This is a genomic window from Klebsiella sp. SWET4 (genome assembly GCF_024296565.1).
Lineage (GTDB): Bacteria > Pseudomonadota > Gammaproteobacteria > Enterobacterales > Enterobacteriaceae > Klebsiella > Klebsiella variicola.
Genome location: NZ_JANCOB010000008.1, coordinates 214,619 through 239,322, shown reverse-complemented (window position 1 = coordinate 239,322; position 24,704 = coordinate 214,619). Strand labels below are relative to the sequence as shown.

The following is a 24,704-nucleotide window of genomic DNA, read 5'->3' as shown; positions in this document are numbered from 1 at the left end:
CTTTCATTTTCCAATCGGAGCTGGATCACAAAATGGATAAAAAGCTGCGCGTCGCCGAAATCGCCGCCCGCACCGGGCTGTCGGCCAGCACCGTTTCGCGCGTCCTGGCCGGAAAGGCGAATACCAGCGATAAGGCGCGCCGGGCGGTGCTGGAGTGCGCCCGCGAGCTGGGGGTCATGCAGGGACTGGCCGCCGGGCGTCTGCTGCTCAATAATCTGCTGGTGTTTGCTCCGCAGCGCGCCTTCGATGAGCGATCGGATATCTTCTACTACCGGGTGATCCAGAGCATCAATAACGCGCTGGCGGCGCATGAAGTGCGCCTGCGCTACTGCGCACTGGACGAGAACGACAGCGACGCCAATCTGTTTCTTGCCCGCATGAACGAAGCGGAGACCCAGGCCGCGGTGCTGCTGGGGATCGACGATCCGCATATTCATGGCCTGGCGGCGGATCTGGGCAAACCCTGCGTATTGATCAACTGTCGGGATGAAGGGATGCGGCTGCCGTCCATTGCCCCCGACCATCGTCTGATTGGCCAGTGCGCCGCCCGCTATCTGTTTGATATGGGCCATCGGGCGGTGATGAACGTGATGTGCCTGCGCCGCTATACCATGGAGCTGCGGCTGGGCGGGATCCAGGAAGCATGGCGCGCGCGCAATCTGCGCTTTACCGCCAGCCGGGATCTCATCAGCGTCGCCAACTTTAGCGCCAGAGAGACGGAAGAGCAGGTAGGGGCCTGGCTTGACGCTTTACAGGGGCGCCCGATGCCCAGCGCCTTCCTGGTGGGCGGTGATTTTATGGCCGCCGGCACCGTCAGCGCCCTGCAAAAACGAGGCCTGCGGGTGCCGCAGGATGTTTCGGTAATGAGTATCGACGGGTTTAATCTGGCGGCGATTCAGGAGGTGCCGCTGACCGCGGTGCATGTGCCGCGAGATGAGCTGGGCAGCGAGGCGGTGCATCTCCTGCAGCAGCGCCTGCTGCGCCCGGAGGCGCCGCACGGCTCGCTACTGTTGCACGGCACGCTGGTGGTACGTGATTCGGTACGGCGGATCCGGCCGGGCAAAGGCCATACCGCCGTGGAGCCGCAGGGGCTGTATGACGATTAAACCGGGATACCCAGCGCCCGTTTCCCGTGAATATTCAGATCTTCCAGGGTGAAGCGCCCCTGCCAGCTGGCCTCATAGTCCTCGCGCGGGAAATCCCCCGGCGAGGCCCCTTTTTCCAGAGCAATTTTCACTTTCTGCGCGTAGGCGAGGTTCTTTTCGCACATCGGCGCGGCCGGGATGTACATCACGTTGCCCCAGCCCTGTTGATTTTCCACCGGCGCCACTGAGTGAATAACATCGCAGTGCCACCAGACGGAATCGCCAGCGTTCAGCGCCGGAATCGAGCTTAACGCTTTAATTAAGAGTGGGTGCCATTGCTCAGAGATCGGCAGCACTCTGCCCGGCGCGACGCCGCACAGCTCATCTTCCGGCACATCGTCGAGCAGGGGGCGCAGCAGCACATAAGCCATCGCCTCCGGGATCGGCACCACGTGTAGCAGCCCCTGACCCGGGATCATGTCCGACAGCGCGGTCCAGCCCTGGAAGGTGCGGAACACCGAGCATTTGGTGGTGTTGTCGACGGTGTACTCTTCCACTTCGGTACGGTGCGCGGCGTCCCACGGATCGTAGGCGTCGATATTGCCATTAAAGACGTTGGCGAAAACCTGCTGATAGGCGGGAAGCAGCCAGCGCTCCAGCGCGCCAGAATCGGTATGCGCCCCCAGCCCCTTTGACGTGGTTCCCGGCGGGCGGCGGCGGATACGGTCAGGGTAAATCACGCTGACATCCGGATCGAACCAGCGCTTGCCATTCTGTTCAAAGCGCCACAGGCGATTGAGGAAGGATTGCACCGCCGCCATTTCATCACTCTGTCGCGCCTGCATTTGCGAGGGGGACCAGTAGATCGGATAGATTTCCGGACGCGAAGCCTCCAGCGAACCGAAGAAGCTGTCGCCAGGCCCTTTGTATACATCATCGAAATGGTTCAGATCGAGGTATTCCAGCATCGCGTTGTCCCAGGCCAGCGCCTGTTCGCGCGGGTAGTGGCCTTTGATCACTGCGCAGCCCCGGCGCTTAATCGCCGCGCGCTGCTCATCGCTCACTTTTCCTTCGGCGATATCGCTGAACGGGATCGTCGGCCAGACCTCCTGGCCTGTGGCTTTCAGGGCATTAATCTCGTCCAGGCGCTCGCTGATACGCGCCGAGAGTTTATCGAACACTGCCTGGACATCGCCAATTTGTGCCCGTAAGGCCTGTTTCATCTGGCGAATTGCCGCTTTGTGGTCGGCAGGTAATGTTTCGTGGGTCGGGAGAGCAGCCATAATAACCTCGCTGTATCTTTCATTCGAAAGTATTAAATATTACAAACGTTAATTTAAGTTAAAATGGAGTTAATGCAAGTTTAAAATCTTGCTACGGCGCACAAAATGGAAAAACCGGGGCGCGATGCCCCGGCGAAGGGTCACGCGTTGAAGGGAGCGGTGTTATCGAGGACGGCCTGAATGACGTTCAGCGCGCCGTCATGGTTATTATCGTCGGTAGCGTAGCCGGCGATAGCCTTGATGGTGTCGGCGGCGTTACCCATGGCGAAAGCGTATTTCACCAGCTTCAGCATTTCGGCGTCGTTGCCGCTGTCGCCGATGGCCACGCACTGCTGGGGCGAAAGGTTCCAGCGTTTGAGCAGGCGGCTGATGCCGTTGGCTTTATGCAGGCCGGGGATAATCAAATCGACAAAGCCAAAGCCGCTGGTGACCGGCTTCATGATCCCGTCGAGCGACACGTGCAGTTTATCGATCAGCTGTGGGATCTCGCTGTCCGGCAGGTTGAGGGAGAATTTGAACAGCGTGTCGTCGATGCGATGGTAATCGCTTACCCGCTGCAGACGGTGGTAGTGCTTTGACATCAGGTCGACGAAGGCATCCGGAGCTTTATCGCTCACATACGCGCTCTGCAGGCCGCAGGCGACAAAGTTGAGCTGCGGATCTTTGAGCAATTCGCCAATCACCACCTGTGATTCGTGGCGGGTCAGTTCGCCGTGGAACAGCTGCTTGCCATGCTCAAAGACCAGCGCGCCGTTTTCGGCGACGAACGAAATCTGCTCGCGGATCTCCGGGAAGAAGGAGATCAACTGATAGTACTGGTTGCCGCTGGCGACAACAAATTCAATGCCGCGCTGCTGCAGCTGGGCGAATTGCGCCAGAAACCGTGAGCGATCGTAGGTTTTGGCGTCATTGAGAAAAGTTCCGTCCATATCGGTGACGATAACTTTAACGGTCATAAGGGGATGCTCCTGGCTTAACTTCGACCAGTAACATTCTAATTACAATGTGATGGGGAGCACAAATTTATTTCGAATGAAAGTTCACTCAGCGCAGAAAATGCCGGGTGGCAACGTTGCCTTACCCGGCCTGCAGAACAGGGTAGGCCCGCTAAGCATAGCGCCAGCGGGCACGAAGGGTTACAGCGTATGTTCGGTTCGGGCGATGATATCGTCCTGGGTATCCGGCGACAGGGCGGTGAAGAACGCCGAGTATCCGGCGACGCGGACCACTAAATCGCGGTACTGGTCAGGGTGTTTCTTCGCCTCCAGCAGCGTGTCGCGGGACACGATGTTGTACTGGATATGCCAGCCTTTGTGCACCTCGAAGAAGGTGCGCAGCAGCACCATCAGCTTCTGCTTGTCGGACTCATTCTCCAGGGTGGACGGATTCAGCTTCTGGTTAAGCAGCACGCCGCCGAGGATCGCGCCGGTGGGGAGTTTGCCCACCGAACTGATGACCGCTGTCGGCCCCAGATGGTCGGTACCGGAGGCCGGGCTGGCCCCTTCCGCCAGCGGGGTGTGCGCTTTACGGCCATCCGGTGTCGCCATCGTCTGGGCGCCGAACGGAACGTTGGCGGAGATAGACGACGTGCCAGCGTAATAGTTGCCGCCGATTGGGCCGCGGCCATAGCGCGGGTTGTGATACTGCTTCAGCTCGTCGATATAGGTCTGGTAGGCCCGCGCCAGCAACTCGTCGACGCTGTCATCATCGTTACCGTACTTCGGCGCGCCGTTGATCAACCGCTGGCGCAGTTGCTCGTGGGTCAGACCGTCGAAATCTTCCGCCAGCGCCTTCGCCAGTTCCTGCTGGCCGATGGCGCCCTGATCGAAGACCAGTTTTTTCACCGCCGCCAGGCTGTTGCCGAGGTTGGCGATACCCACCTGCAGGCCGGAAACCCAGTCATATTTCGCGCCGCCTTGCTTGATGCTTTTCGCCCGTTCGATACAGTCATCCACCAGCGCCGAACAGAGAATATCGTGGACGTTTTCCTCCAGCATGGTATCGACCACGTACTCAATCTCAATGGATTTACGGGTGTAGTAGCGGATCTGGTTATCCCAGTCTGCCAGCACCTGGTCGAAATTAGCGAAGTTGCCTTTCGACAGGGCATGCTCCTGGGGCAGGAATACCTGACCGCTGGTGGCATCGCGGCCACCTTCCAGCGTCGCCAGCATCACCCGCGCGAAGTTGATAAAGCTCATGCCGGTGCAGCGGTAGCCCCATTTGCCGCCAACCGCGGTTTCGATGCAGCCGATAGCGGCATAATCGTAGGCGTCCTGCGGCTCGATGCCGAGTTTGATAAATTCCGGGATGACGATTTCGTCGTTATTAAACGCCGGCATGCCGAAGCCGCAGCGGATCACCTGGACGCAGGCGTCGAGGAAGTCGTTGCTCATCCCGGCATGGTAACGCACGCTGAGGTTCGGCTGGGTAGAGCGCAGACGACCACAGGATTCCAGGATGGCATACGACAGCGGGTTGACGGCGTCCTGCGGCTGGCCGTCGACCAGGTTCTGGCCGCCAATGGTGACGTTCTGGTACAGCGGGCTGCCGGCAGAGGCCTTGGAGTGCGAGCCGGAGCGAATTTTGTTGACCTCCAGCAGCTTCAGCCAGCAGCTGTGCAGCAGCTCAATGGCCTGTTCGCGATCCAGCGACTGCTGCAGTTCAACGTCGCGACGGTAGTACGGATAGAGGTACTGGTCCATACGGCCAAAGGAGACCGAGTGGCCATTAGATTCAATCTGCAGGATTAGCTGAATGAAGTAGCACAGCTGCAGCGCCTGCCAGAAGGTTTTCGGCGGCTCATGGGCGATGATGTCGCAGTTTTCGGCTATCGTCAGCAGTTCGTGGCGGCGTGATTCACGGGATTCTGCTGTCGCCATCTCGCGCGCCAGCGCGGCGAAGCGTTTGCTGTGGTCGCTGACCGCTTCCAGAACGATATCAATCGCTTTCAGGAACTGCTCGCCGTGCAGATCTTCCAGCACCGTCAGGTTAATGCGCGACCGGCGTTCGGCGACCTTGGCGCGCATACCGTCGAGGCCTTTCTCCAGCAGCAGCGGGTAGTTGACCGCCAGGTGGGCGTCACCGGAAGTCATGTTGCCTTCCGCCTTGATAATACCGGTGGCGAGGAGCGCCTTCTGCTCATCGGTAAACATACCGTAGCAGCGGTCCTGTACGGTCTGCCCGCGCCACCATGGGCACACTTCATGCAGCACGTGTTTGTTCTCTTCGCTGACCGAGAAGCCGGCGCCGGGGCGGTCGGCAAGATCGTCGATCTCTTTCTCAATCCAGCTGACGGTGTATTCCGGGAAAATCGGCGCAGCGCGCACTTCGCTGGCCTGGTTGCCGACGATCAGTTCGTCGTGCTTGATCCAGATGGTGCGCTCGGCAAGGTGATGTGCCAGCGCCAGGGCGCGACGTACCGGGATTGGCTTATCAAGATGCTGCTGATACATCTCGGTGTAGTGGCGGGCGCGTTCGGTACAGACCGGCGGTTTGACAATATGCACCAGTGCCATTTTATGGGCCTGGATGCGGGCGCTGAGGGTATTGAGTTTGAGAGTCGTCATAAGGTTATCCTCGTAAGATCGCCGTTAGCCCCTTGCTCCGCGCATAATCCTGCGCGAAGGCGAGCAGCTCAGGAGCATCCAGCGGTTTGTCCGGTGCGGTGTAGGGCTGACTGAGTAACTGGTATTTGTTCATTCCCAGCGTGTGGTACGGCAGGAAATGGATCTCGCTGACCTGCAGGCGGTCGGCGGCAAAATCGGTGATCGCGGCAATGTCGGCTTCACTGGCGTTGAATCCCTGGATCAGCGGCACGCGAATAATCATTTTTTTCCCTGCCTGCGCCAGTCGCTGCAGGTTATCCAGCACCCGGCGGGCGCTGCCGTCGGTCCACTGCTGGAAAACGGCCTCGTCGACGTGTTTCAGGTCGGCGAGAAACAGGTCGACAAAGGGTAAAGCCGGTTCAATGTATTTCCACGGCACGTGCAGGCAGGTTTCCACGGCGGTGTGAATACCTGCCTGATGGCTGGCTTCGAAAAGCGCCTGCGCCAGCGTCGGGTTCATAAAGGGTTCGCCGCCGGAAAGGGTGATGCCGCCGCCGCTGCGATCGTAGAACGGTTTATCACGCAGCACCGTCGCCATGATCGCTTCGACGTTTTTCTCCTCGCCGCAGACCGTTAGCGCGGTGGTGGGGCAGCAGTCACGCAGCGCAGTAATATGCTTGTCGTTAACGTTTTGCCGATCAATGATCAAACCATCGAGGGTACGGGTGATAACCTCCGGCGCCGCCTGCTGGCACAGATCGCAGCCGGCCAGGCACAGCCGCGAGTCATACAGCAGATCTTCGCTGCGGGCGCGGCTTTCCGGGTTCTGGCACCAGCGGCAGCCCAGCGAGCAGCCTTTCAGGAAGACGACGGTACGGATCCCTGGGCCGTCATGGGTGGAGTAGCGCTGGATGTTGAAGATCATGGCTTATCCTCTTGTTTGCGTATGAATATAAAAACACTTTCGAATGAAAGTTATATTGACGCAAATCAACAAGCGGGATGGGGCTAAGCTCCTGGGGATAAAAAAACGAGAGAGGTCACAAAACCACCGACGACCCTCGTCGCCGGTGTGGGGGTTAGTGCGAGCCGCATACCTCGCACTGCGGATGACGCATCAGCTTCATTTCACGAAACTGGCAGGTCATGGCGTCGTACATCACGATTTTTCCGCTGGCAGGGGTGCCGTAGCCGGTCAGCAGTTTAATGGCCTCCATCGCCTGCAGCGAACCGATGGTGCCCACCAGCGGGGCCATTACCCCGGCTTCGACGCAGGTGAGGGCATTTTCGCCGAACAGACGGCTCAGGCAGCGGTAGCAGGGTTCGCCATCCTGATACGTGAAGACGCTGATTTGCCCCTCCATGCGGATCGCCGCCCCGGAGACCAGCGGGGTGGTGTGCTGGAAACAGCCGGCGTTGAGCTGGTTACGAATGGCGACGTTGTCGGTGCAGTCCAGCACCAGATCGTGATCGGCAATCTGCCCCGCCAGCGCGGTCTCATCCAGCAAGGCATTGAGCGGGACCAGCCGGACGTGCGGGTTAATGCGCGCCAGCGCCTCGCGGGCAGAATCCACCTTCGGTTGGCCGATGGTCGCGTCGCTGTGCAGCGTCTGGCGCTGGAGGTTGGACAGCGAGACGGTGTCGAAATCGAGCAGGGTGAGCTGACCCACGCCGGCCGCCGCCAGATATTGAGCGGCGGCGCAGCCGAGCCCGCCGAGGCCGACCACCAGTACGCGAGCGGCTTTTAGCCGCTCCTGACCGTCGAAATCAAAACCGCGCAAGATGATCTGCCGGTTATAGCGCAGCATCTCCTCGTCGCTCAGCTCAACGGCCATTACAGCCCCCCAAACAGATGATTAAAGGGCTCGACTTCGACCCATTCGCCCGCTTCGACGTGGCCGCGTTCGCGCTCCAGTACGATAAAGCAGTTACCGAGGCTGAATGAGCTGAAAATGTGCGAGCCCTGATGGCCGGTGGTGGTCACCACCAGCTCGCCGTCGGGGTTGCGCTGCAGAATACCGCGCTGGAAGTCGAGACGGCCCGGCGACTTCTTCAGTCGCGTGGCGGCGCGTACCCGCAGGCGGGTTGCCTGAAGCGGGCCGTGCTTGCCCGAGAGTTTCGCCAGCAGCGGCTGCACCAACTGACAGAAGGTGACGGTGGCGGAAACCGGGTTACCCGGCAGGCCGCAGAACCAGCTGCTGCTGAGTTTGCCGAAGGCGAAGGGTTTCCCCGGCTTGATCGCCAGTTTCCAGAAGCCGATCTCCCCCAGCTCTTCAAGAATGGTTTTGGTGTAGTCGGCTTCGCCCACCGAGACGCCACCGGAGCTGATGACCACGTCGGCCTGCTGGTCGGCGGCGATAAACGCGTCACGCAGCTTCGCCGGGTCGTCAGGAATAATGCCGAGATTAATGACCTCGTAGCCCAGCTGCTGCAGCATCAGGTGCACCGCCAGGCGGTTGGTATCGTAAATCTGGCCGTCGCCGAGCTGTTGACCCGGCAGCTGCAGCTCATCGCCGGTTGAGAAGACCGCGACGCGGACCTTGCGCACCACCTCGACCTCGGCAATGCCCAGCGAGGCCAGCACCGGCAGCTCGGCCACCGTCAGGGGCGTCCCCGCCGGGAAGACCACCGCGCCGTGGGCGATATCTTCTCCGCGACGGCGAATGTGCTGCCCGGCTTTCACCGGCGCGGTAAAGCGCACGCCGGCGTCGGTCTGTTCGGTCTCTTCCTGCATGACCACCGCGTCGCAGCCCGCAGGCACCGGCGCGCCGGTCATGATGCGAATACAGGTGCCGGTGGGCCAGGCGTCGTTGAAAGGCTGGCCGGCAAAGGCCTTACCGGCGACCGGCAGCGCCGCGCCGTCGCGAAGGTCGTTCAGCCGGACGGCATAGCCATCCATCGCGGCGTTATCAAAGCCGGGCACATCCAGCGGGGAGACGATGTCATGGGCAGTCACACGCGAGAAGGCCTGCAACAGCGGTACAGTTTCCGTCGCGTTCAGCGGCGTAATACGATCGAGCATCTGGGCGAGGGCTGTGTCGAGCGGCATCAGTCCGGCGGTAAAATCCATGGGTCACTCCTGCGGGCAAAACAGCGAAAACGCCTATTATGGCAGAAAAGCGGCGCGGGCTGTATGCCACTTGGGTACGAGGCTTTACATCACCCGCCGCTCTTTCTATATTCAAAAATTGTATAAGACATTCAGCAATATAATGATATCAATACCCTTATTCCTGACGTGACCGGCGCCGCGCCGCGGTACGACGGGGCAGGGGCGATCCACTTCATCGTTAAGGACTGGCGAAATGGGCAAGGCGGTTATAGCAATTCACGGCGGCGCAGGGGCGATTTCTCGCGCGCAGATGACGCCGGAGCGGGAGCGAGAGTATGTGGCGGCGCTGTCGACTATCGTCGAAAGCGGGCAGAAGATGTTGGCTGCGGGCGCCAGTGCGCTGGATACCGTAACCGAGGCCGTTCGGCTGCTGGAAGAGTGCCCGCTGTTTAACGCCGGGATGGGCGCGGTATTTACCCACGATCAAACCCATGAGCTGGACGCCTGCGTAATGGATGGCTACAGCCTGCAGGCGGGCGCGGTGGCCGGGGTCAAACATTTGCGTAATCCGGTGCTGGCGGCGCGTCTGGTACTGGAGGAGAGCCCGCACGTGCTGCTGATTGGCGAGGGCGCGGAAAATTTCGCCTTCTCCCGGGGGATGGAACGCGTGGAAAACGATCTCTTCTCCACGCCCGAGCGCCTGCTGCAGCTGCAGGAGGCGAAAGCGGGCGGGGAGATTATCCTCGACCACTACGCCGCCCCGCTCGATGAACGCCAGAAAATGGGCACCGTCGGCGCGGTGGCGCTCGACCTGGCTGGCAATCTGGCGGCGGCAACCTCCACCGGCGGCATGACCAACAAATTGCCCGGACGCGTCGGCGACAGCCCGCTGCCGGGCGCGGGATGCTATGCCAACAATGCCAGCGTGGCGGTCTCCTGCACCGGCACCGGCGAAGTCTTTATGCGCACCCTGGCGGCCTACGATATCGCCGCCTTAATGGAGTATGGTCAGTTGAGTCTCTACACCGCCTGCGAGCGGGTGGTGATGGAGAAACTGCCGGCTCTCGGCGGTAGCGGCGGGCTGATTGCCGTCGATCGCGAAGGTAACGTCGTTTTACCGTTTAACAGTGAAGGCATGTACCGCGCCTGGTGCTATGCCGGCGATACGCCGACCATTGGCATTTATCGCGAATAGAAGAAGGGAGAGGGAGAGTGTCGCAAACTCACGAAACCGATACCTGCGAAGTGCTGGTAGTGCGCAACCTGAACGTGGCCTTTCGCCAACAGGATGCGCCAGAGGTGCAGGCCGTGCGTCAGCTATCCTTCAGCCTGCGTCGCGGCGAGACGCTGGCGATAGTGGGTGAGTCCGGTTCGGGAAAATCGGTGACCGCGCTGGCGCTGATGCGTTTGCTTGACGCCGCCAGCAGCGAAGTGAGCAGCGAGGGGCTGTGGCTGCGGCGGCGTAACCGGCAGGTGATCGCGCTCAATGAGCAAACGGACGCCGAGATGCGCCGGGTGCGCGGCGCGGATCTGGCCATGATTTTTCAGGAGCCGATGACCTCGCTGAATCCGGTTTTTACCATCGGCGAACAAATCGCCGAATCCCTGCGCCTGCACCAGGGGCTGGGGCGCGAAGAGGCGCTGCGCGCGGCGAAAAAGATGCTCGACCAGGTGCGTATTCCCCAGGCGGAAGAGATGCTCTCACGCTATCCGCACCAGCTCTCCGGCGGCATGCGCCAGCGGGTGATGATCGCCATGGCGCTCTCCTGCCGGCCGGCGGTGTTGATAGCCGATGAGCCGACCACGGCCCTGGATGTCACCATCCAGGCGCAAATTTTGCAACTCATTGCCGTCCTGCAAAAGGAGATGGCGATGGGGGTGATCTTTATTACCCACGATATGGGCGTCGTGGCCGATATCGCCGATCGGGTGCTGGTGATGTATCGCGGTGAGGCGGTAGAGACCGGCAGCGTTGAGGAGATCTTTCGTTCGCCGCAGCACCCTTATACTCAGTCGCTGCTGGCGGCGGTTCCGCGGCTGGGGGAGATGCGGGGTCAGGATCTGCCGCGCCGTTTTTCGCTTCCCGGTCAGCCGCAGGCGGAGACCGAAACGCCAGACACGGTGGCGGCGGGGGAGCCTATCCTGCAGGTGCGCGACCTGGTGGCCCGTTTTCCGGTGCGCGGTGGGCTGCTCAATCGCGTGACGCGCGAAGTGCATGCGGTGGAGAAGATCAGTTTTGATCTCTGGCCGGGAGAGACCCTGTCGCTGGTGGGAGAGTCCGGCTGCGGCAAGTCGACCACCGGCCGGGCGCTGCTGAGACTGGTCGAAACCCAGGGTGGCACCATTACCTTCGACGGCCAACGGATTGATACGCTCTCCGGCAGCAAGCTGCAATCCCTGCGCCGTAATATTCAGTTTATTTTTCAGGATCCTTACGCTTCGCTTGACCCGCGTCAGACGGTCGGTGACTCGATCATGGAGCCGCTGCGGGTGCATGGCCTGCTGCATGGTGAAGCCGCGCGTGAGCGGGTTTCCTGGCTGCTGAAGCGCGTGGGGCTTCAGCCGGAGCATGCCTGGCGTTACCCCCATGCCTTTTCCGGCGGCCAACGGCAGCGGATCTGCATTGCCCGCGCGCTGGCGCTGAATCCGAAGGTGGTGATAGCCGATGAGTCGGTGTCGGCCCTGGATGTCTCCATTCGGGCGCAGATTATCAATCTGATGCTCGACCTGCAGCGCGAGATGGGTATCGCGTTTCTGTTTATTTCCCATGATATGGCGGTGGTGGAGCGCATCAGCCACCGCGTGGCGGTGATGTATCGCGGTCGCATTGTCGAAATAGGCCCGCGCCGTGCGGTGTTTGAAAACCCGCAGCACCCCTATACCCGTAAGCTAATGGCCGCCGTACCGGTGGCCGACCCGGCCTACCGTCATCCGCAGCGAGTCCTGCTGTCTGATGACGTCCCGGGCAATATCTATAAGCGGGGCGAGGAGATGGCCAGCGTGCCATTGCAGCAGGTTGGGCCGGACCACTTTGTCGCCCGCGAATCCGCCGATGTGCTGGGCAGAGCATAACAACACATAACGCACCTTTTCAGGAGAATACGATGAGACAACCTGTTTCACGCAAATGGTGGCTGGCGCTGAGTATCGCGGCGGCCCTGGCGAGCGCCCCTGCCTTTGCCGCCAAAGATGTGGTCGTGGCGGTCGGGTCTAACTTTACGACGCTCGATCCCTATGATGCCAACGATACCCTGTCGCAGGCGGTGGCGAAGTCCTTTTATCAAGGCCTGTTCGGCCTTGATAAAGAGATGAAGCTACAAAATGTTCTTGCCGAGAGCTATACCGTGTCACCGGACGGCCTGGTGTACACCATCAAGCTGCACAGCGGGGTGAAATTCCAGGATGGCACCGACTTTAACGCCGAGGCGGTCAAGGCTAACCTCGACCGCGCGAGTAACCCGGATAACCATCTCAAGCGCTATAACCTGTATAAAAATATCGCCAGCACCGAGGCGGTCGATCCGACCACGGTCAAAATTACCCTGAAGCAGCCCTTCTCGGCATTTATTAACATTCTCGCCCATCCGGCGACGGCGATGATTTCGCCGGCGGCGCTGAAAAAATATGGCAAGGATATTGGCTTCCATCCGGTGGGTACCGGGCCGTATAAGCTCGACACCTGGAACCAGACAGATTTCGTGAAGGTCAGCAAGTTCGATGGTTACTGGCAGCCAGGCCTGCCGAAGCTGGACTCCATCACCTGGCGTCCGGTGGTGGATAACAACACCCGGGCGGCGATGCTGCAGACCGGCGAAGCGCAGTTTGCTTTCCCGATCCCTTACGAACAGGCGCCGCTGCTGGCAAAAAACAGCAAACTGGAGCTGGTGGCCAGCCCGTCGATCATGCAGCGCTACATCAGCATGAACGTGACGCAGAAGCCGTTCGATAATCCGAAGGTGCGTGAAGCCATCAACTATGCGATTAACCGTCAGGCGCTGGTCAAGGTGGCGTTTGCCGGATACGCCACCCCGGCGACCGGGGTGGTGCCGCCGTCGATTGCCTACGCCCAGACTTACACCGCCTGGCCCTACGATCCGGCGAAAGCTCGCCAGTTGCTGAAAGAGGCTGGCTACCCTAATGGTTTCAGCACCACGCTATGGTCATCACATAATCACAGCACCGCGCAGAAAGTACTGCAGTTCACCCAGCAGCAGCTGGCGCAGGTGGGGATTAAGGCACAGGTGACGGCGATGGACGCTGGTCAGCGGGCGGCGGAAGTGGAAGGTAAAGGGCAGAAAGAGAGCGGTGTACGGATGTTCTATACCGGCTGGTCCGCCTCCACCGGTGAAGCCGACTGGGCGTTGTCGCCGCTGTTCGCCTCGCAAAACTGGCCGCCGACGCTGTTTAATACCGCGTTTTACAGCAACCCGCAGGTGGATAACGCGCTGAGCGAGGCGCTGAAAACCACCGACCCGCAAGAGAAAACCAAACTCTATAAAGAGGCGCAGGATATTATCTGGAAAGAGTCGCCGTGGGTACCGCTGGTGGTCGAGAAACTGGTCTCCGCCCACAGCAAGAACCTCACCGGTTTCTATATCCAGCCGGATACTGGCTTTAGTTTTGAACAGGCAGATTTAACACCGTGAAGGATGGGATGATGCTCTCCGGCGCCAGCGCGCGGGGGGCGGTTTTTCCGCGGGGCGGGTTGCGGAGGTATGATGCTCAACTATGTGATTAAGCGCCTGCTGGGGCTGATCCCCACCCTGCTTATCGTCGCAGTACTGGTGTTTCTGTTCGTCCATATGCTGCCCGGTGACCCGGCGCGGCTGATTGCCGGACCGGAGGCCGATGCCCAGGTGGTGGCGATGGTGCGCCAGCAGCTGGGGCTTGACCAGCCGCTGCATGTCCAGTTCTGGCACTACATCACCAACGTGCTGCGCGGCGATTTTGGCATTTCCATGGCCTCGCGGCGTCCCGTTTCCAGTGAAATAGCCAGCCGCTTTATGCCCACGCTGTGGCTGACGCTGGCCAGCATGAGCTGGGCGGTACTGTTCGGGATGGCGGCGGGGATCGCGGCCGCGGTGTGGCGCAATCGCTGGCCCGACCGTCTGGGAATGGCGCTGGCGGTGAGCGGCATTTCGTTTCCGGCTTTTGCTCTCGGCATGCTGCTGATGCAGGTGTTTTCGGTTGAGCTGGGCTGGCTGCCGACGGTGGGGGCCGACAGCTGGCGGCACTATATTTTGCCGTCGTTGACCCTTGGCGCGGCGGTAGCGGCGGTCATGGCGCGCTTTACCCGCGCGTCGTTCGTTGATGTGTTGCATGAAGACTATATGCGTACCGCGCGGGCGAAAGGGGTGAGCGAAACGTGGGTGGTGCTCAAGCATGGCCTGCGCAATGCGATGATCCCGGTGGTGACCATGATGGGGCTACAGTTCGGCTTTCTGCTCGGTGGGTCGATCGTCGTGGAAAAGGTGTTTAACTGGCCGGGACTTGGGCGCCTGTTGGTCGATTCGGTAGAGATGCGCGATTACCCGGTAATTCAGGCGGAAGTCCTGCTCTTTTCGCTGGAGTTTATTCTTATCAATTTAGTGGTGGATGTGCTGTACGCGGCCATTAACCCGGCTATCAGGTATAAGTAAGGTGCGATTGCTCAACTGGAGAAGGCAGGCGGTGCTGAACGCCATGCCGGGTATCAGACCCGGCGAGATCCATACCCCATGGCATGAGTTCTGGCGGCGCTTTCGTCGCCAGCCGGTGGCGATTGGCGCTGGTATTTTCGTGCTGTTGCTGATTGCGGTAGCCATCGTTGCGCCATGGATAGCGCCGTACGATGCGGAAAATTATTTCGATTATGACCGGCTTAACGAGGGGCCCTCGCTGGTGCACTGGTTCGGTGTCGACTCGCTGGGGCGCGATATTTTCAGCCGGGTGCTGGTCGGGGCGCAGATCTCGCTGGCTGCCGGGGTACTGGCGGTGCTGATTGGCGCGGCTATCGGCACGGTGCTTGGGCTGCTGGCCGGCTACTATGAGGGCTGGTGGGACCGGCTCATTATGCGACTTTGCGACGTGCTGTTCGCCTTTCCGGGGATCCTGCTGGCGATCGCGGTGGTCGCTGTCATGGGCAGCGGGATGGCCAACGTGATCATCGCCGTGGCGATCTTCTCGATCCCGGCGTTTGCTCGTCTGGTGCGCGGCAATACGCTGGTGTTAAAGCAGCAGACCTTTATTGAATCGGCGCGCAGCATCGGCGCCAGCGACGCCACCATTCTGTTCAACCACATCCTGCCGGGGACGGTGTCATCGATCGTGGTTTACTTCACGATGCGTATTGGGGTGTCGATTATTTCGGCGGCCAGTCTGTCGTTTCTCGGCCTCGGCGCGCAGCCGCCCACCCCGGAGTGGGGCGCGATGCTCAACGAGGCGCGGGCGGATATGGTGATGTCCCCGCACGTAGCGCTGTTTCCGGCGGTGGCGATTTTCGTGACCGTGCTGGCGTTTAATCTGCTGGGAGATGGCCTGCGCGATGCGCTGGATCCGAAGTTAAAGGGGTAGGGTGAGGGAAAGCACCGCCGTGCGGTGCTGCGGCTTCAGCGCACATTGCGCTCCCGGTTAGTCTTCTGCGTTATGCCTGGCATGGCGCAGGGAGCGCACAGGGGGCGGCCAGTCGCCGCCGCCCCCTGTACCCCCGGGCTCCGGCCAGCAACATCGCCACTGCGTGGTGCCTTCGACTTATCCCTGCAGGCTTCGGGTCGGGCCGAGGCAGCGTCCGTGCAAAACACGGCCCTCAGCCCGCATCCATGCGGGCTGCCCCGGCCTTCCGGGAACGTCTCAGCGATGTTGAGGCCGCCAGCACCGGCAGTTTCAGCAAGACTGGTGAATAAATTAGCGACAGGTCGCACGAACTGTAGGCCGGGTAAGGCGTTAGCCGCCACCCGGCAATATAAAGGCTTGATGACTGATAAATTACCCGGCGGCGCTGCGCTTGCGCGGACCTGGGGGGGGGGCCTACGGGAGGACCCCGTAGGCTGGGGAATGCGATAAGCCGCTATCCGGGAAGCTGGACTAGACCCGGGTACCCCACAGGTCGTATTCGTCGGCATGCTCGACTTTCACCCGCACCACGTCGCCCGGCTTAACGCGGGTTTCGCCGTTCAGGTAGACCGCGCCGTCGATTTCCGGGGCGTCGGCCATGCTGCGGCCAATGGCGCCTTCTTCGTCAACTTCATCCACCAGCACCAGGATTTCGCGGCCCACTTTCTCCTGCAGACGCTCGGCAGAGATCTGCTGCTGCAGCTGCATAAAGCGGTTCCAGCGCTCCTCTTTCACCTCTTCCGGCACCTGATCCGCCAGTTCGTTGGCGGTGGCGCCTTCAACCGGGCTGTACTTGAAGCAGCCGACGCGGTCGAGACGCGCCTCTTTCAGGAAGTCGAGCAGCATCTGGAAATCTTCTTCCGTTTCGCCCGGGAAGCCCACGATAAAGGTAGAGCGCAGGGTCAGATCCGGGCAAATTTCACGCCACTGCTTAATGCGCGCCAGCTGGCGGTCTGCAGAGCCAGGACGCTTCATCAGCTTCAGAATACGCGGGCTGGCGTGCTGCAGCGGAATATCGAGGTACGGCAGAATTTTGCCTTCCGCCATCAGCGGGATCACATCGTCGACGTGCGGATACGGGTAAACATAATGCAGGCGCACCCAGATGCCGAGCTTCGCCAGCTCTTCGCACAGGCTGACCATGCTGGTCTTCACCGGCATGCCGTTGTGGAAACCGGTACGGTGCTTGATATCGACGCCGTAGGCGGAGGTGTCCTGAGAAATCACCAGCAGCTCTTTCACGCCGGCGTCAGCGAGGCGTTTGGCTTCCGCCAGCACTTCGCCAATCGGACGGCTCACCAGATCGCCACGCATGGACGGGATGATGCAGAAGGTGCAGCGATGGTTGCAGCCTTCAGAAATTTTTAAGTAGGCGTAGTGACGCGGCGTCAGCTTAACGCCCTGTTCCGGCACCAGGCTGAGGAACGGGTTGTGCTTCGGCTTCGGCGAGTAGTGGTGGACGTGCTCCAGCACCTGCTCATAGCTGTGCGGACCGGTGATCTCCAGCACCTTCGGGTGAACTTCGCGGATCTGATCCTCTTTCGCGCCGAGACAGCCGGTGACGATCACCTTGCCGTTCTCTTTTAACGCTTCGCCAATCGCTTCCAGCGATTCCTGCACAGCGCTATCGATAAAGCCGCAGGTGTTAACGATGACCATATCGGCGTTGTCGTAGGTAGGGACGACGTCATAACCTTCGGTGCGCAGTTCGGTCAGGATACGCTCTGAGTCCACGAGATTTTTCGGGCAGCCCAGGGAGACGAAGCCGATTTTCGGCTGGTGCGTGACATTGCTCATAGCTTAAAAAGTGTTCAATTATTGGAATGGTCAGGGCAGGAATTCTACAGATCTTTGCGAAAAAGAGTATAGCTCCGTCGCGGTTAATGGTGAAAAAGCGCTCGGGTGAGGAGCGCGTGGGCTTCAGCACCGGGTCAAAACCGCCATTCCTGATAAAAACGCCCGTCATTTACGTTGTAATCTACAAAGTGATAACAATTTCTTTACTAAATACCTCGATGACCGCGAGGAGAAGAGGCAAGGAAATGACACCAACAGGCTCCCCGGTGGCGATAGCCACCCTGCCATTCAGTAATCTGGAGATCCCCCCGCAACCGCCGCAGATCCAACACTCCCTTGAGCAGGGAAATGTGCTCTATCTGCCGCAGCTGGCGTTTTCATTAACCGCCACGGAGCAGGCATTGCTGACCCCTGAGCTGGTCGCGCCGAGGCGCAAGAATATCAGCTATCAACCCGACACCCGCATGCTCAGAGGCGTGGCGGATAAGCAGAAAACGGCTGCCATCGCCCGGTTGATGGCGCGTTACCACCAGATGACGCTGCAGCTGATCGACGCGTTATTGCCAGGCTATGGCGAGGCGCTGCACCATCCGCAAACCAGTCTGCGTCTGCATCCCATTACCGCCTGGCGTGAAACGACCTCCTGGCGCAAAGACGATTCGCGCCTGCATGTGGACGCATTCCCGTCGCGCCCGGTCAAGGGTGATCGTATTCTGCGCATCTTTTGCAATATTCATCCCCGCGGCGAACCGCGAACCTGGCGGACAGGGGAGCATTTCGATACCCTCGCGGCACGCTTTCTGCCGCGGCTGAAACCCTGGTCGCCGTCAGGCGCCTGGCTGCTGGCAGCGCTGGGGATCACCAAAAGTCGGCGTAGCCATTACGATCATCTGATGCTGGCCCTGCACGATGCGATGAAAAGCACCCCTGAGTACCAGCGACAGGGGGTGCAGCAGGAGATCGACTTTGCCGCCGGCAGTACCTGGATCTGCTTTTCCGATCAGACCCCGCACGCCGCGATGCGCGGCCAGTATCTGCTTGAGCAGACCTTTCTGTTGCCGGTGAAAGCGATGAGTCACCCGCAGCTCTCGCCGCTGCGGGTGCTGGAAACGCTCCTGCAAAAGCCGTTAGTCGCGCGCAACGTGTAGCGCCCGGCGTGGCTACCGGGCAGAGGACTATTGCGCCGGCGTAACGGCCCCGGAAGGCCTGGCGCTGGGCTTTTTCGGCTCGCGCTTATCCTTCAGGGTGAAAATGGAGATCAGCGTAAAGAGCCCGGCGATGCCGCCGAGGATCAGATAGGTGTCGGCGAAGCCAATGGTATCGTACAGATAGCCTGCCAGCGGAGAGTAGATGGCGGTGGCGATCGAGGCGACAAACAGCACCAGCAAATAGACCGTCGAAGAGAGCTTGTGGTCGAAGTTGGCAGCGATGAATTTAAAGACCGATACCAGAATTAACGGTTTCTCCAGGGCATGCATCATTTTCACCGCGCCAATCCACACCGGACCGAGGGGCACGGCTGACCCGACAATACGTACCGACATGATCAACCCGGCGATGATCAGCGCCCATTTGGCGCCGGTCCGGTTAACAAACCACGGCATCAGGCATAAGAACAGCGTTTCGCCGCACACCTGAATGGAGGCGAGGATCCCATACCAGCGGTTGCCTTCCTCCGGCGTCGAGAACTGCAGCGAGAAATACTGGGCAAACTGCTGATCGTAGGTGTCATAAATTTGCGTGACGAACAGGGTAAAGAGCAGCAGCATCCAGAACTGACCGTTCTTCGCCAGCTCGAGGGCATGGGAGACCTTCAGCGATTCGCTTCGCGCCACATCGGCGTCGGTTAATTCAATTTTGGTCAGCATAAAGCAGATGGCGGCGATGACGATGGCGAGGCTGGCGAGCCAGAAGGCCAGATTAGGATTGCTGTCGATATATTTACCCACAATCCAGGCCGCCGCTGCCCAGCCTAACGAGCCCCACATCCGCACCCGACCGTATTCGAACTGGTAGCGACGGGAAATCTTATCGATGTAAGAGTCGATCACCCCGCAGCCGGAGTTAAAGATGATCCCCAGATAGATCCCCCCCAGCAGCGCGCCGAACCAGAAATTGTGCACCAGCAGCGGCGCGTAAACATAGATAAAGAAGGGGCCCACCGGCAGGAGCAGGGCGACCAGCAGCCAGATAAGCCGTTTTTTCAGGCCGAACTTGTCGGAGATAAAGCCGAAGAAAGGTTGCATCAGCAGGGCGATAAAAGCGTTGACCGAGTACAGCAGGCCAGTCTTCGTGGCGCTGATGCCAAGATGCTGGGTGGTCCAGATGACGAAGAAAGCCATGGTCGACGACCAGGCGAACAGGTAGAGGAAATCGAAAAGACTCAACAGGAGGTAGTTTCTTTTACCGGGCGTCATGTTTCAGTTCCTTGCAAACGGGCAGAGAGATTATCAGCGATCCGCGGGCCGCGTTCGCTGTTTTTATGAAATGTTATACGTATTACATTAATGGTTTGTTATGGCATTCTGGCTGGCGATCGCGCAATAGCATTTGTGGTATAGTGTGATCTTAGCAGCACTATTTCCGCCTTTTAATGGTAATGATTGCGAGTTAATTTCTTTTTGAAATTAATTGTGATCGTATGACATTATCTTTGGTATATATCCTACAAAGCGGTAAGGTTGTCACATTGTAAAGGGTGTTACAGGCTTGGGAATAATTGACCTGGCGCATCATTTTGCACAAAAAATAACCGTATTATGGATAGGGTAAAGGACGACAGAGGAGGAACTGTGATGACCGTTGACAGACAATATCGCCATCTTTTGCAGAAGCTCATCAATGCCAATATCGATATTGATGCCTATCTGCAGCTGCGAAAGGCTAAAGGCTACATGTCAGTCAGCGAAAATGACCATCTGCGTGATAACTTGTTTGAGCTTTGCCGTGAAATGCGTGCGCAGGCCCCGCGCCTGCAGAATGTCGTTTCACCGGAGGAGAAGGAGGCCCTTCGCCTGGCGGGCGAGTCCCTCGCCGCCGCTGCAGTATGCCTGATGAGCGGGCATCATGATTGTCCGCTGTACATCGCTGTTAACGTAGAGAAGCTAGAACGCTGTCTGACAGGATTGACTTCAAATATTCATAAATTGAATAAATTGTCGCCAATCACTCATGCCTGATCGGCTGAAACTCAGGGGAAGTGGACGCTTCCCCTGTTAAAGGTTATGTAAAAATCCCCGCGCAAATTTCCCCGCTGGCTACCCTTTAGCGCAGAGCTGACTAAAGGAGAATGCCATGCGTCCAATCCCGCTGCTGTTGATATTGAGCGCCTTAGCGCTGCCAGCCCTGAGCCAGGCCGCGGTGCGGGTGGAGGTATTGCAAAACCGGCTGGCCCATCCGTGGGGTCTGGCGTTTCTCCCCGACGATCAGGGCATGTTGATTACCCTGCGCGGCGGCGAGCTCAAGCGCTGGCAGTCAGGTAAAGGCCTGTCGGCGCCGATATCCGGCGTGCCGCAGGTGTGGGCCAACGGTCAGGGCGGCTTACTGGATGTAGCGCTGGCGCCGGATTTTGCGCAGTCGCGACGGGTTTGGCTGAGCTATGCGGAAAGCGACGCCAGCGGCAAAGCGGGCACCGCGGTAGGCTACGGGCGGTTAAGTGAGGATGCCACGCAGCTGTCGAACTTTACCGTGGTGTTTCGCCAGCAGCCGAAGCTCTCCGTGGGCAATCATTTCGGTGGCCGGCTGGTGTTCGACGGCAAAGGGTATCTGTTTATCGGTCTGGGAGAGAACAATCAGCGCGCCACCGCCCAGGAGCTCAGCAAGCTGCAGGGGAAAGTGGTCCGCCTGACGGAGAGCGGGGACGTTCCACCGGATAATCCCTTTGTCGGCCGGGCTGACGCCAGGCCAGAGATCTGGGCCTACGGTATTCGCAATCCGCAGGGCATGGCGATGAACCCATGGAGCGACGCGCTGTGGCTCAATGAGCACGGCCCGCGCGGCGGGGATGAAATTAACATCCCGCAGGCGGGGAAAAACTACGGCTGGCCGCTGGCGACGCATGGCATTAACTACAGCGGCCTGCCGATCCCGGAGGCCAAGGGCAAGACGGCCCCGGGTACCGAGCCTCCCCTGTATGTCTGGCCGGTCTCCCCCGGGGTGAGCGGGATGGCCTTTTACGCGGCGCAGACTTTTCCCCAGTGGCAGCATAAGCTGTTTATCGGCGCGCTGAAGGAGACGTCGCTTATCGTCTTATCGGTGGACGGTAATCAGGTCCGCGAGGAGGGGAGGTTACTGGAGGCGCGCGGGAAGCGTATCCGCGACGTCCGCGTGGGACCCGACGGCTATCTGTACGTATTAACCGACGAGTCTAACGGCGAACTGTTGCGCTTGAGTCCGGAGGGTTAACCTCAGGTGACCGGGATCTTCACGACCGCGTGCCAGGCGGGGCGCTGGCTAATCTGCTGATACCAGCGCTGCAGATGGGGTCGCGGTTGCCAGGTATCGAGGATCGTCAGCAGATTGTAGACGAAGGGGGCAACGGCAATATCGCCAAGGCCGAAGTGCTCGCCAGAGAGCCATGGCGTTTTCGCCAGTTCGTCATCAAGCATGGCAAACAGCGATTCACAGGCGCCGATCCCCGCGGCGATGACCGCCGGATCGCGCTGCTCCGGCGGCGTCCTGACCAGGCCCATTAACACCGGGCGATGGGCGGGAGAGAGCGTGCCGTTGGACCAGTCCATCCACTTTTCCCCTTGCGCGCGCTGCGCCGGTGCGGCCAGCCACAGGCGATCGACGCCGTACTGGGCGGCAAGGTAGCGAATAATGGTATTTGATTCCCACAACACCACCCCGGTAGCATCGTCTTTTAACAGCGGCACCAGCCCGTTCGGGTTCATCGCCAGATATTCCGGGTCATGATTGAGACCAAACTCCAGCCCGGCGAGGATCTGCTCATAAGGAAGATCCAACTCCTCCAGCACCCAGCGTACTTTCTTCACGTTGGTCGAGTTATTACGTCCCCACAGTGTAATCATTTTCGCTCCTGAGTTTGTTTCACTGCCGTTGCAGCGCGATCGGCGATCATGTTGGGATAAAGTTAATATTTAGGCAATCACGATCAAAAAAGTTGTTCTGATTAAAGCACAGCGGCACGTTATTGCGTAAACTTTAAAAACTTTACCAACTCGCTGTTTCTTTAAGGTCATTTGTACGCTTTACTCACCGGTTGCTGCGGCGCGGTCAGAGTGGTGCGGCATATTTTGTTTGGAAAGGATACTTGGGTGGCTCTTATGATGCATGACGCTTTTTCCCTTCGCGGCCTCGCTGCAGGTTGCGCGCTGTTATTTCTTGTCGCACCTGCGGTGCAGGCTGCAGAACAACTCCCCGACGCCCCTTCGATTGACGCTCGCGCCTGGATCCTGATGGACTACGCCAGCGGGAAGGTGCTCAGCGAAGGCAATGCCGATGAAAAACTCGACCCGGCCAGTCTGACGAAGATCATGACCAGCTACGTGGTGGGGCAGGCGATAAAAGCGGGAAAAATCAAGCTCACCGATATGGTGACCGTCGGACGTGATGCCTGGGCGACCGGCAACCCGGCGCTGCGCGGCTCATCGGTGATGTTCCTCAAGCCTGGCATGCAGGTCTCGGTGGAAGATCTGAACAAAGGGGTCATTATTCAGTCCGGTAACGACGCCAGTATTGCCATTGCCGACTACGTGGCGGGCAGCCAGGATGCATTCGTCAGCCTGATGAACGGCTATGCCAAAAAAATGGGGCTGACCAACACCACCTTTATGACCGTCCACGGCCTTGATGCGCCGGGTCAGTTCAGTACCGCCCGCGATATGGCGCTGCTGACCAAAGCGATGATCCACGATGTGCCGGAAGAGTACGCGGTACATAAAGAGAAAGAGTTCACCTTCAATAAAATTCGCCAGCCGAACCGCAACCGTCTGCTGTGGAGCACCAACCTCAACGCCGATGGTGTAAAAACCGGGACCACCGCCGGGGCCGGCTATAACCTGGTCTCCTCGGCCACCCAGGGTGATATGCGTCTGATCGCCGTGGTACTGGGGACCAAAACTGACCGCATTCGCTTTAACGAGTCAGAAAAACTGCTGACCTGGGGCTTCCGCTTCTATGAAACCGTGACGCCGATTAAACCGGATGCCACCTTCGTTACCCAGCGCGTATGGTTTGGCGACAGCAGCGAAGCGAAACTGGGAGCCGGCGAGGCGGGCTCTATCACCCTGCCGAAGGGCCAGCTGAAAAACCTGAAAGCCAGCTACACCTTAAATCAGCCGCAGCTTACCGCGCCGCTGGAGAAGGGGCAGGTGGTCGGGACTATCGACTTTAAGCTGAATGATAAAACCATCGAGCAGCGCCCGCTGATCGTCATGGAGCCGGTGAAAGAGGGCGGTTTCTTCAGCCGGATGATCGACTTCGTACTGATGAAACTCCACGGCTGGTTCGGCAGCTGGTTCTCCTGATGCCATGACCGCGCCCGGCGGGGCGCGGTCAGTGACGCCTCAATACAGCAGGGAGATCTGCTGCGCCTTCGCCAGCGCGACCAGCTCATTATCCGGGCAGATATCGCTGGCGATCACGTCAAATTTCGCTAACGCCCCCATGCGCGCCGGACGCACTTTGCCAAACTTGCTGTGGTCGACCACCAGCACGTGGTAGCGCGCGTGACGCATCGCCCAGTGCTTGACCGGCAGCTCCTCCAGGTTATAGCAGGTCGCCCCCTGCTCGCAGTCAATGCCTGCCGCCGAGTAAAAGGCGATGTCAGGGCTCAGATGGCTGAGGGTGTCCTCAAGGCTCAGCGGCATAAAAATCGCGTTGCTGGCGTGAAATTCCCCACCGCACAGGACCGCGCGACACTGCGGTTTCTCCTGCAGGGCCAGGAAGGTATTCAGGGAGTAACAGACGCCGGTGAAGGGCAGGGCATCATCGATGGCGTCAATGATCCACGGCGTGGTGGTCCCGCAGTCGAAGAAAGCCATCTGATGGGCCTCCAGCAGCGCGGCCGCATGGCGAGCGGCGCGGCGCTTTTCCTCGACCAGCCGGGTTTTTTGATCGCTTAGCAGGTAATGGGTGGCGCTGCGCGGCTCCAGCACAATGTATCCGCCGAGCAGCACAACCGGGCCGCTGTGGCCATTGAGGTCGCGACGAATGGTCATTTCCGACACTCCAAGCAGGGAGGCGGCTTCTTTCAGATGTAGCTTATCGCTGCGTTTGAGTGCCTGAATGAGCTGACTGATACGTTCGTCACGGCGAGTTTCCATATTCCCTCTGCGCTAAAATCGCCCTGCGGGGGCAGGGCGTTAGCGGGATTTTACCTGTC

20 protein-coding genes are annotated in these 24,704 nt (G+C 59.5%); 10 read left to right on the top strand and 10 right to left on the bottom strand.

Annotation, left to right across the window (positions count from 1 at the left end):
* Nucleotides 1–32: 32 nt before the first annotated feature.
* Nucleotides 33–1,106, top strand: coding sequence for a LacI family DNA-binding transcriptional regulator (locus NKJ21_RS18900; protein WP_117138102.1), 1,074 nt, complete (start codon nt 33–35; stop codon nt 1,104–1,106).
* Here the strand turns inward: NKJ21_RS18900 and NKJ21_RS18895 are convergent.
* From NKJ21_RS18895 to moeA, 6 genes are all read right to left on the bottom strand, one after another.
* Complete coding sequence (locus tag NKJ21_RS18895; RefSeq protein ID WP_008805790.1) at nt 1,103–2,368, bottom strand: DUF1479 domain-containing protein; 1,266 nt, start codon at nt 2,366–2,368, stop codon at nt 1,103–1,105. The two genes, NKJ21_RS18900 and NKJ21_RS18895, sit on opposite strands and share 4 nt — an antisense overlap.
* A 140-nt stretch (nt 2,369–2,508) precedes the next feature.
* Nucleotides 2,509–3,324, bottom strand: coding sequence for a Cof-type HAD-IIB family hydrolase (locus NKJ21_RS18890; protein WP_008805791.1), 816 nt, complete (start codon nt 3,322–3,324; stop codon nt 2,509–2,511).
* A gap of 180 nt (nt 3,325–3,504) precedes the next feature.
* Nucleotides 3,505–5,937, bottom strand: a complete 2,433-nt coding sequence (locus NKJ21_RS18885; protein WP_012968649.1) for a formate C-acetyltransferase/glycerol dehydratase family glycyl radical enzyme — start codon at nt 5,935–5,937, stop codon at nt 3,505–3,507.
* Between the two features lie 4 nt (nt 5,938–5,941).
* A complete protein-coding gene (locus NKJ21_RS18880; protein ID WP_008805793.1) occupies nt 5,942–6,841 on the bottom strand; it encodes a glycyl-radical enzyme activating protein in 900 nt (299 codons plus the stop codon).
* 154 nt (nt 6,842–6,995) lie between these two features.
* Nucleotides 6,996–7,751: a molybdopterin-synthase adenylyltransferase MoeB gene (moeB, locus tag NKJ21_RS18875; RefSeq protein ID WP_012968648.1), complete on the bottom strand. Its 756-nt coding sequence runs from the start codon at nt 7,749–7,751 to the stop codon at nt 6,996–6,998.
* The gene (gene moeA / locus NKJ21_RS18870) at nt 7,751–8,986 is read right to left on the bottom strand and encodes a molybdopterin molybdotransferase MoeA (protein ID WP_072045829.1); all 1,236 of its coding nucleotides are present in this window, start codon (nt 8,984–8,986) and stop codon (nt 7,751–7,753) included. Before moeA ends, moeB begins: the two co-directional genes overlap by 1 nt.
* Nucleotides 8,987–9,221: 235 nt before the next feature.
* Between moeA and iaaA the strand changes: the two genes are divergently transcribed.
* The 5 genes from iaaA (at nt 9,222) to gsiD (ending at nt 15,520) form a co-directional block, all read left to right on the top strand.
* Entirely contained in the window at nt 9,222–10,163 is a 942-nt protein-coding gene (iaaA, locus tag NKJ21_RS18865) for a beta-aspartyl-peptidase (protein WP_254733137.1), read from the top strand.
* A gap of 17 nt (nt 10,164–10,180) precedes the next feature.
* Nucleotides 10,181–12,040: a glutathione ABC transporter ATP-binding protein GsiA gene (gene gsiA / locus NKJ21_RS18860; protein WP_008805797.1), complete on the top strand. Its 1,860-nt coding sequence runs from the start codon at nt 10,181–10,183 to the stop codon at nt 12,038–12,040.
* A 32-nt stretch (nt 12,041–12,072) separates the two neighbouring features.
* On the top strand, nt 12,073–13,614 hold the full coding sequence (gsiB, locus tag NKJ21_RS18855) for a glutathione ABC transporter substrate-binding protein GsiB (RefSeq protein WP_080782625.1): 1,542 nt from the start codon (nt 12,073–12,075) through the stop codon (nt 13,612–13,614).
* Nucleotides 13,615–13,686: 72 nt separating this feature from the next.
* Complete coding sequence (gene gsiC / locus NKJ21_RS18850) at nt 13,687–14,607, top strand: glutathione ABC transporter permease GsiC (protein ID WP_008805798.1); 921 nt, start codon at nt 13,687–13,689, stop codon at nt 14,605–14,607.
* A 1-nt stretch (nt 14,608) separates the two neighbouring features.
* The gene (gene gsiD, locus NKJ21_RS18845; protein WP_239270641.1) at nt 14,609–15,520 is read left to right on the top strand and encodes a glutathione ABC transporter permease GsiD; all 912 of its coding nucleotides are present in this window, start codon (nt 14,609–14,611) and stop codon (nt 15,518–15,520) included.
* A 510-nt stretch (nt 15,521–16,030) separates the two neighbouring features.
* Here the strand turns inward: gsiD and rimO are convergent.
* Entirely contained in the window at nt 16,031–17,356 is a 1,326-nt protein-coding gene (gene rimO / locus NKJ21_RS18840; RefSeq protein WP_239270642.1) for a 30S ribosomal protein S12 methylthiotransferase RimO, read from the bottom strand.
* 245 nt (nt 17,357–17,601) lie between these two features.
* Between rimO and NKJ21_RS18835 the strand changes: the two genes are divergently transcribed.
* Nucleotides 17,602–18,504 (top strand): Kdo hydroxylase family protein, encoded by a 903-nt coding sequence (locus tag NKJ21_RS18835; protein WP_016160542.1) that lies wholly within the window; start codon nt 17,602–17,604, stop codon nt 18,502–18,504.
* A 27-nt stretch (nt 18,505–18,531) separates the two neighbouring features.
* Here NKJ21_RS18835 and NKJ21_RS18830 read toward each other — a convergent pair whose 3' ends face one another.
* Entirely contained in the window at nt 18,532–19,773 is a 1,242-nt protein-coding gene (locus NKJ21_RS18830) for an oligosaccharide MFS transporter (protein WP_016160543.1), read from the bottom strand.
* Nucleotides 19,774–20,151: 378 nt separating this feature from the next.
* Here NKJ21_RS18830 and bssR point away from each other — a divergent pair, with 378 nt between their 5' ends.
* Nucleotides 20,152–20,535, top strand: coding sequence for a biofilm formation regulator BssR (bssR, locus tag NKJ21_RS18825; protein ID WP_012968643.1), 384 nt, complete (start codon nt 20,152–20,154; stop codon nt 20,533–20,535).
* Between the two features lie 115 nt (nt 20,536–20,650).
* Complete coding sequence (locus tag NKJ21_RS18820) at nt 20,651–21,760, top strand: PQQ-dependent sugar dehydrogenase (protein ID WP_016160544.1); 1,110 nt, start codon at nt 20,651–20,653, stop codon at nt 21,758–21,760.
* Between the two features lie 2 nt (nt 21,761–21,762).
* On the opposite strand, the gene NKJ21_RS18815 is transcribed toward NKJ21_RS18820, so the two are convergent.
* Nucleotides 21,763–22,389 carry a glutathione S-transferase family protein gene (locus NKJ21_RS18815; RefSeq protein WP_008805804.1) on the bottom strand — a complete coding sequence of 209 codons (627 nt, stop codon included), beginning with the start codon at nt 22,387–22,389 and terminating at the stop codon, nt 21,763–21,765.
* Nucleotides 22,390–22,644: 255 nt separating this feature from the next.
* On the opposite strand from NKJ21_RS18815, the gene dacC reads away from it, so the two are divergent.
* A complete protein-coding gene (dacC, locus tag NKJ21_RS18810; protein WP_004201290.1) occupies nt 22,645–23,847 on the top strand; it encodes a serine-type D-Ala-D-Ala carboxypeptidase in 1,203 nt (400 codons plus the stop codon).
* 39 nt (nt 23,848–23,886) lie between these two features.
* Here the strand turns inward: dacC and deoR are convergent, their stop codons facing one another.
* Complete coding sequence (gene deoR / locus NKJ21_RS18805) at nt 23,887–24,645, bottom strand: DNA-binding transcriptional repressor DeoR (RefSeq protein ID WP_254733134.1); 759 nt, start codon at nt 24,643–24,645, stop codon at nt 23,887–23,889.
* Nucleotides 24,646–24,704 lie beyond the last annotated feature (59 nt).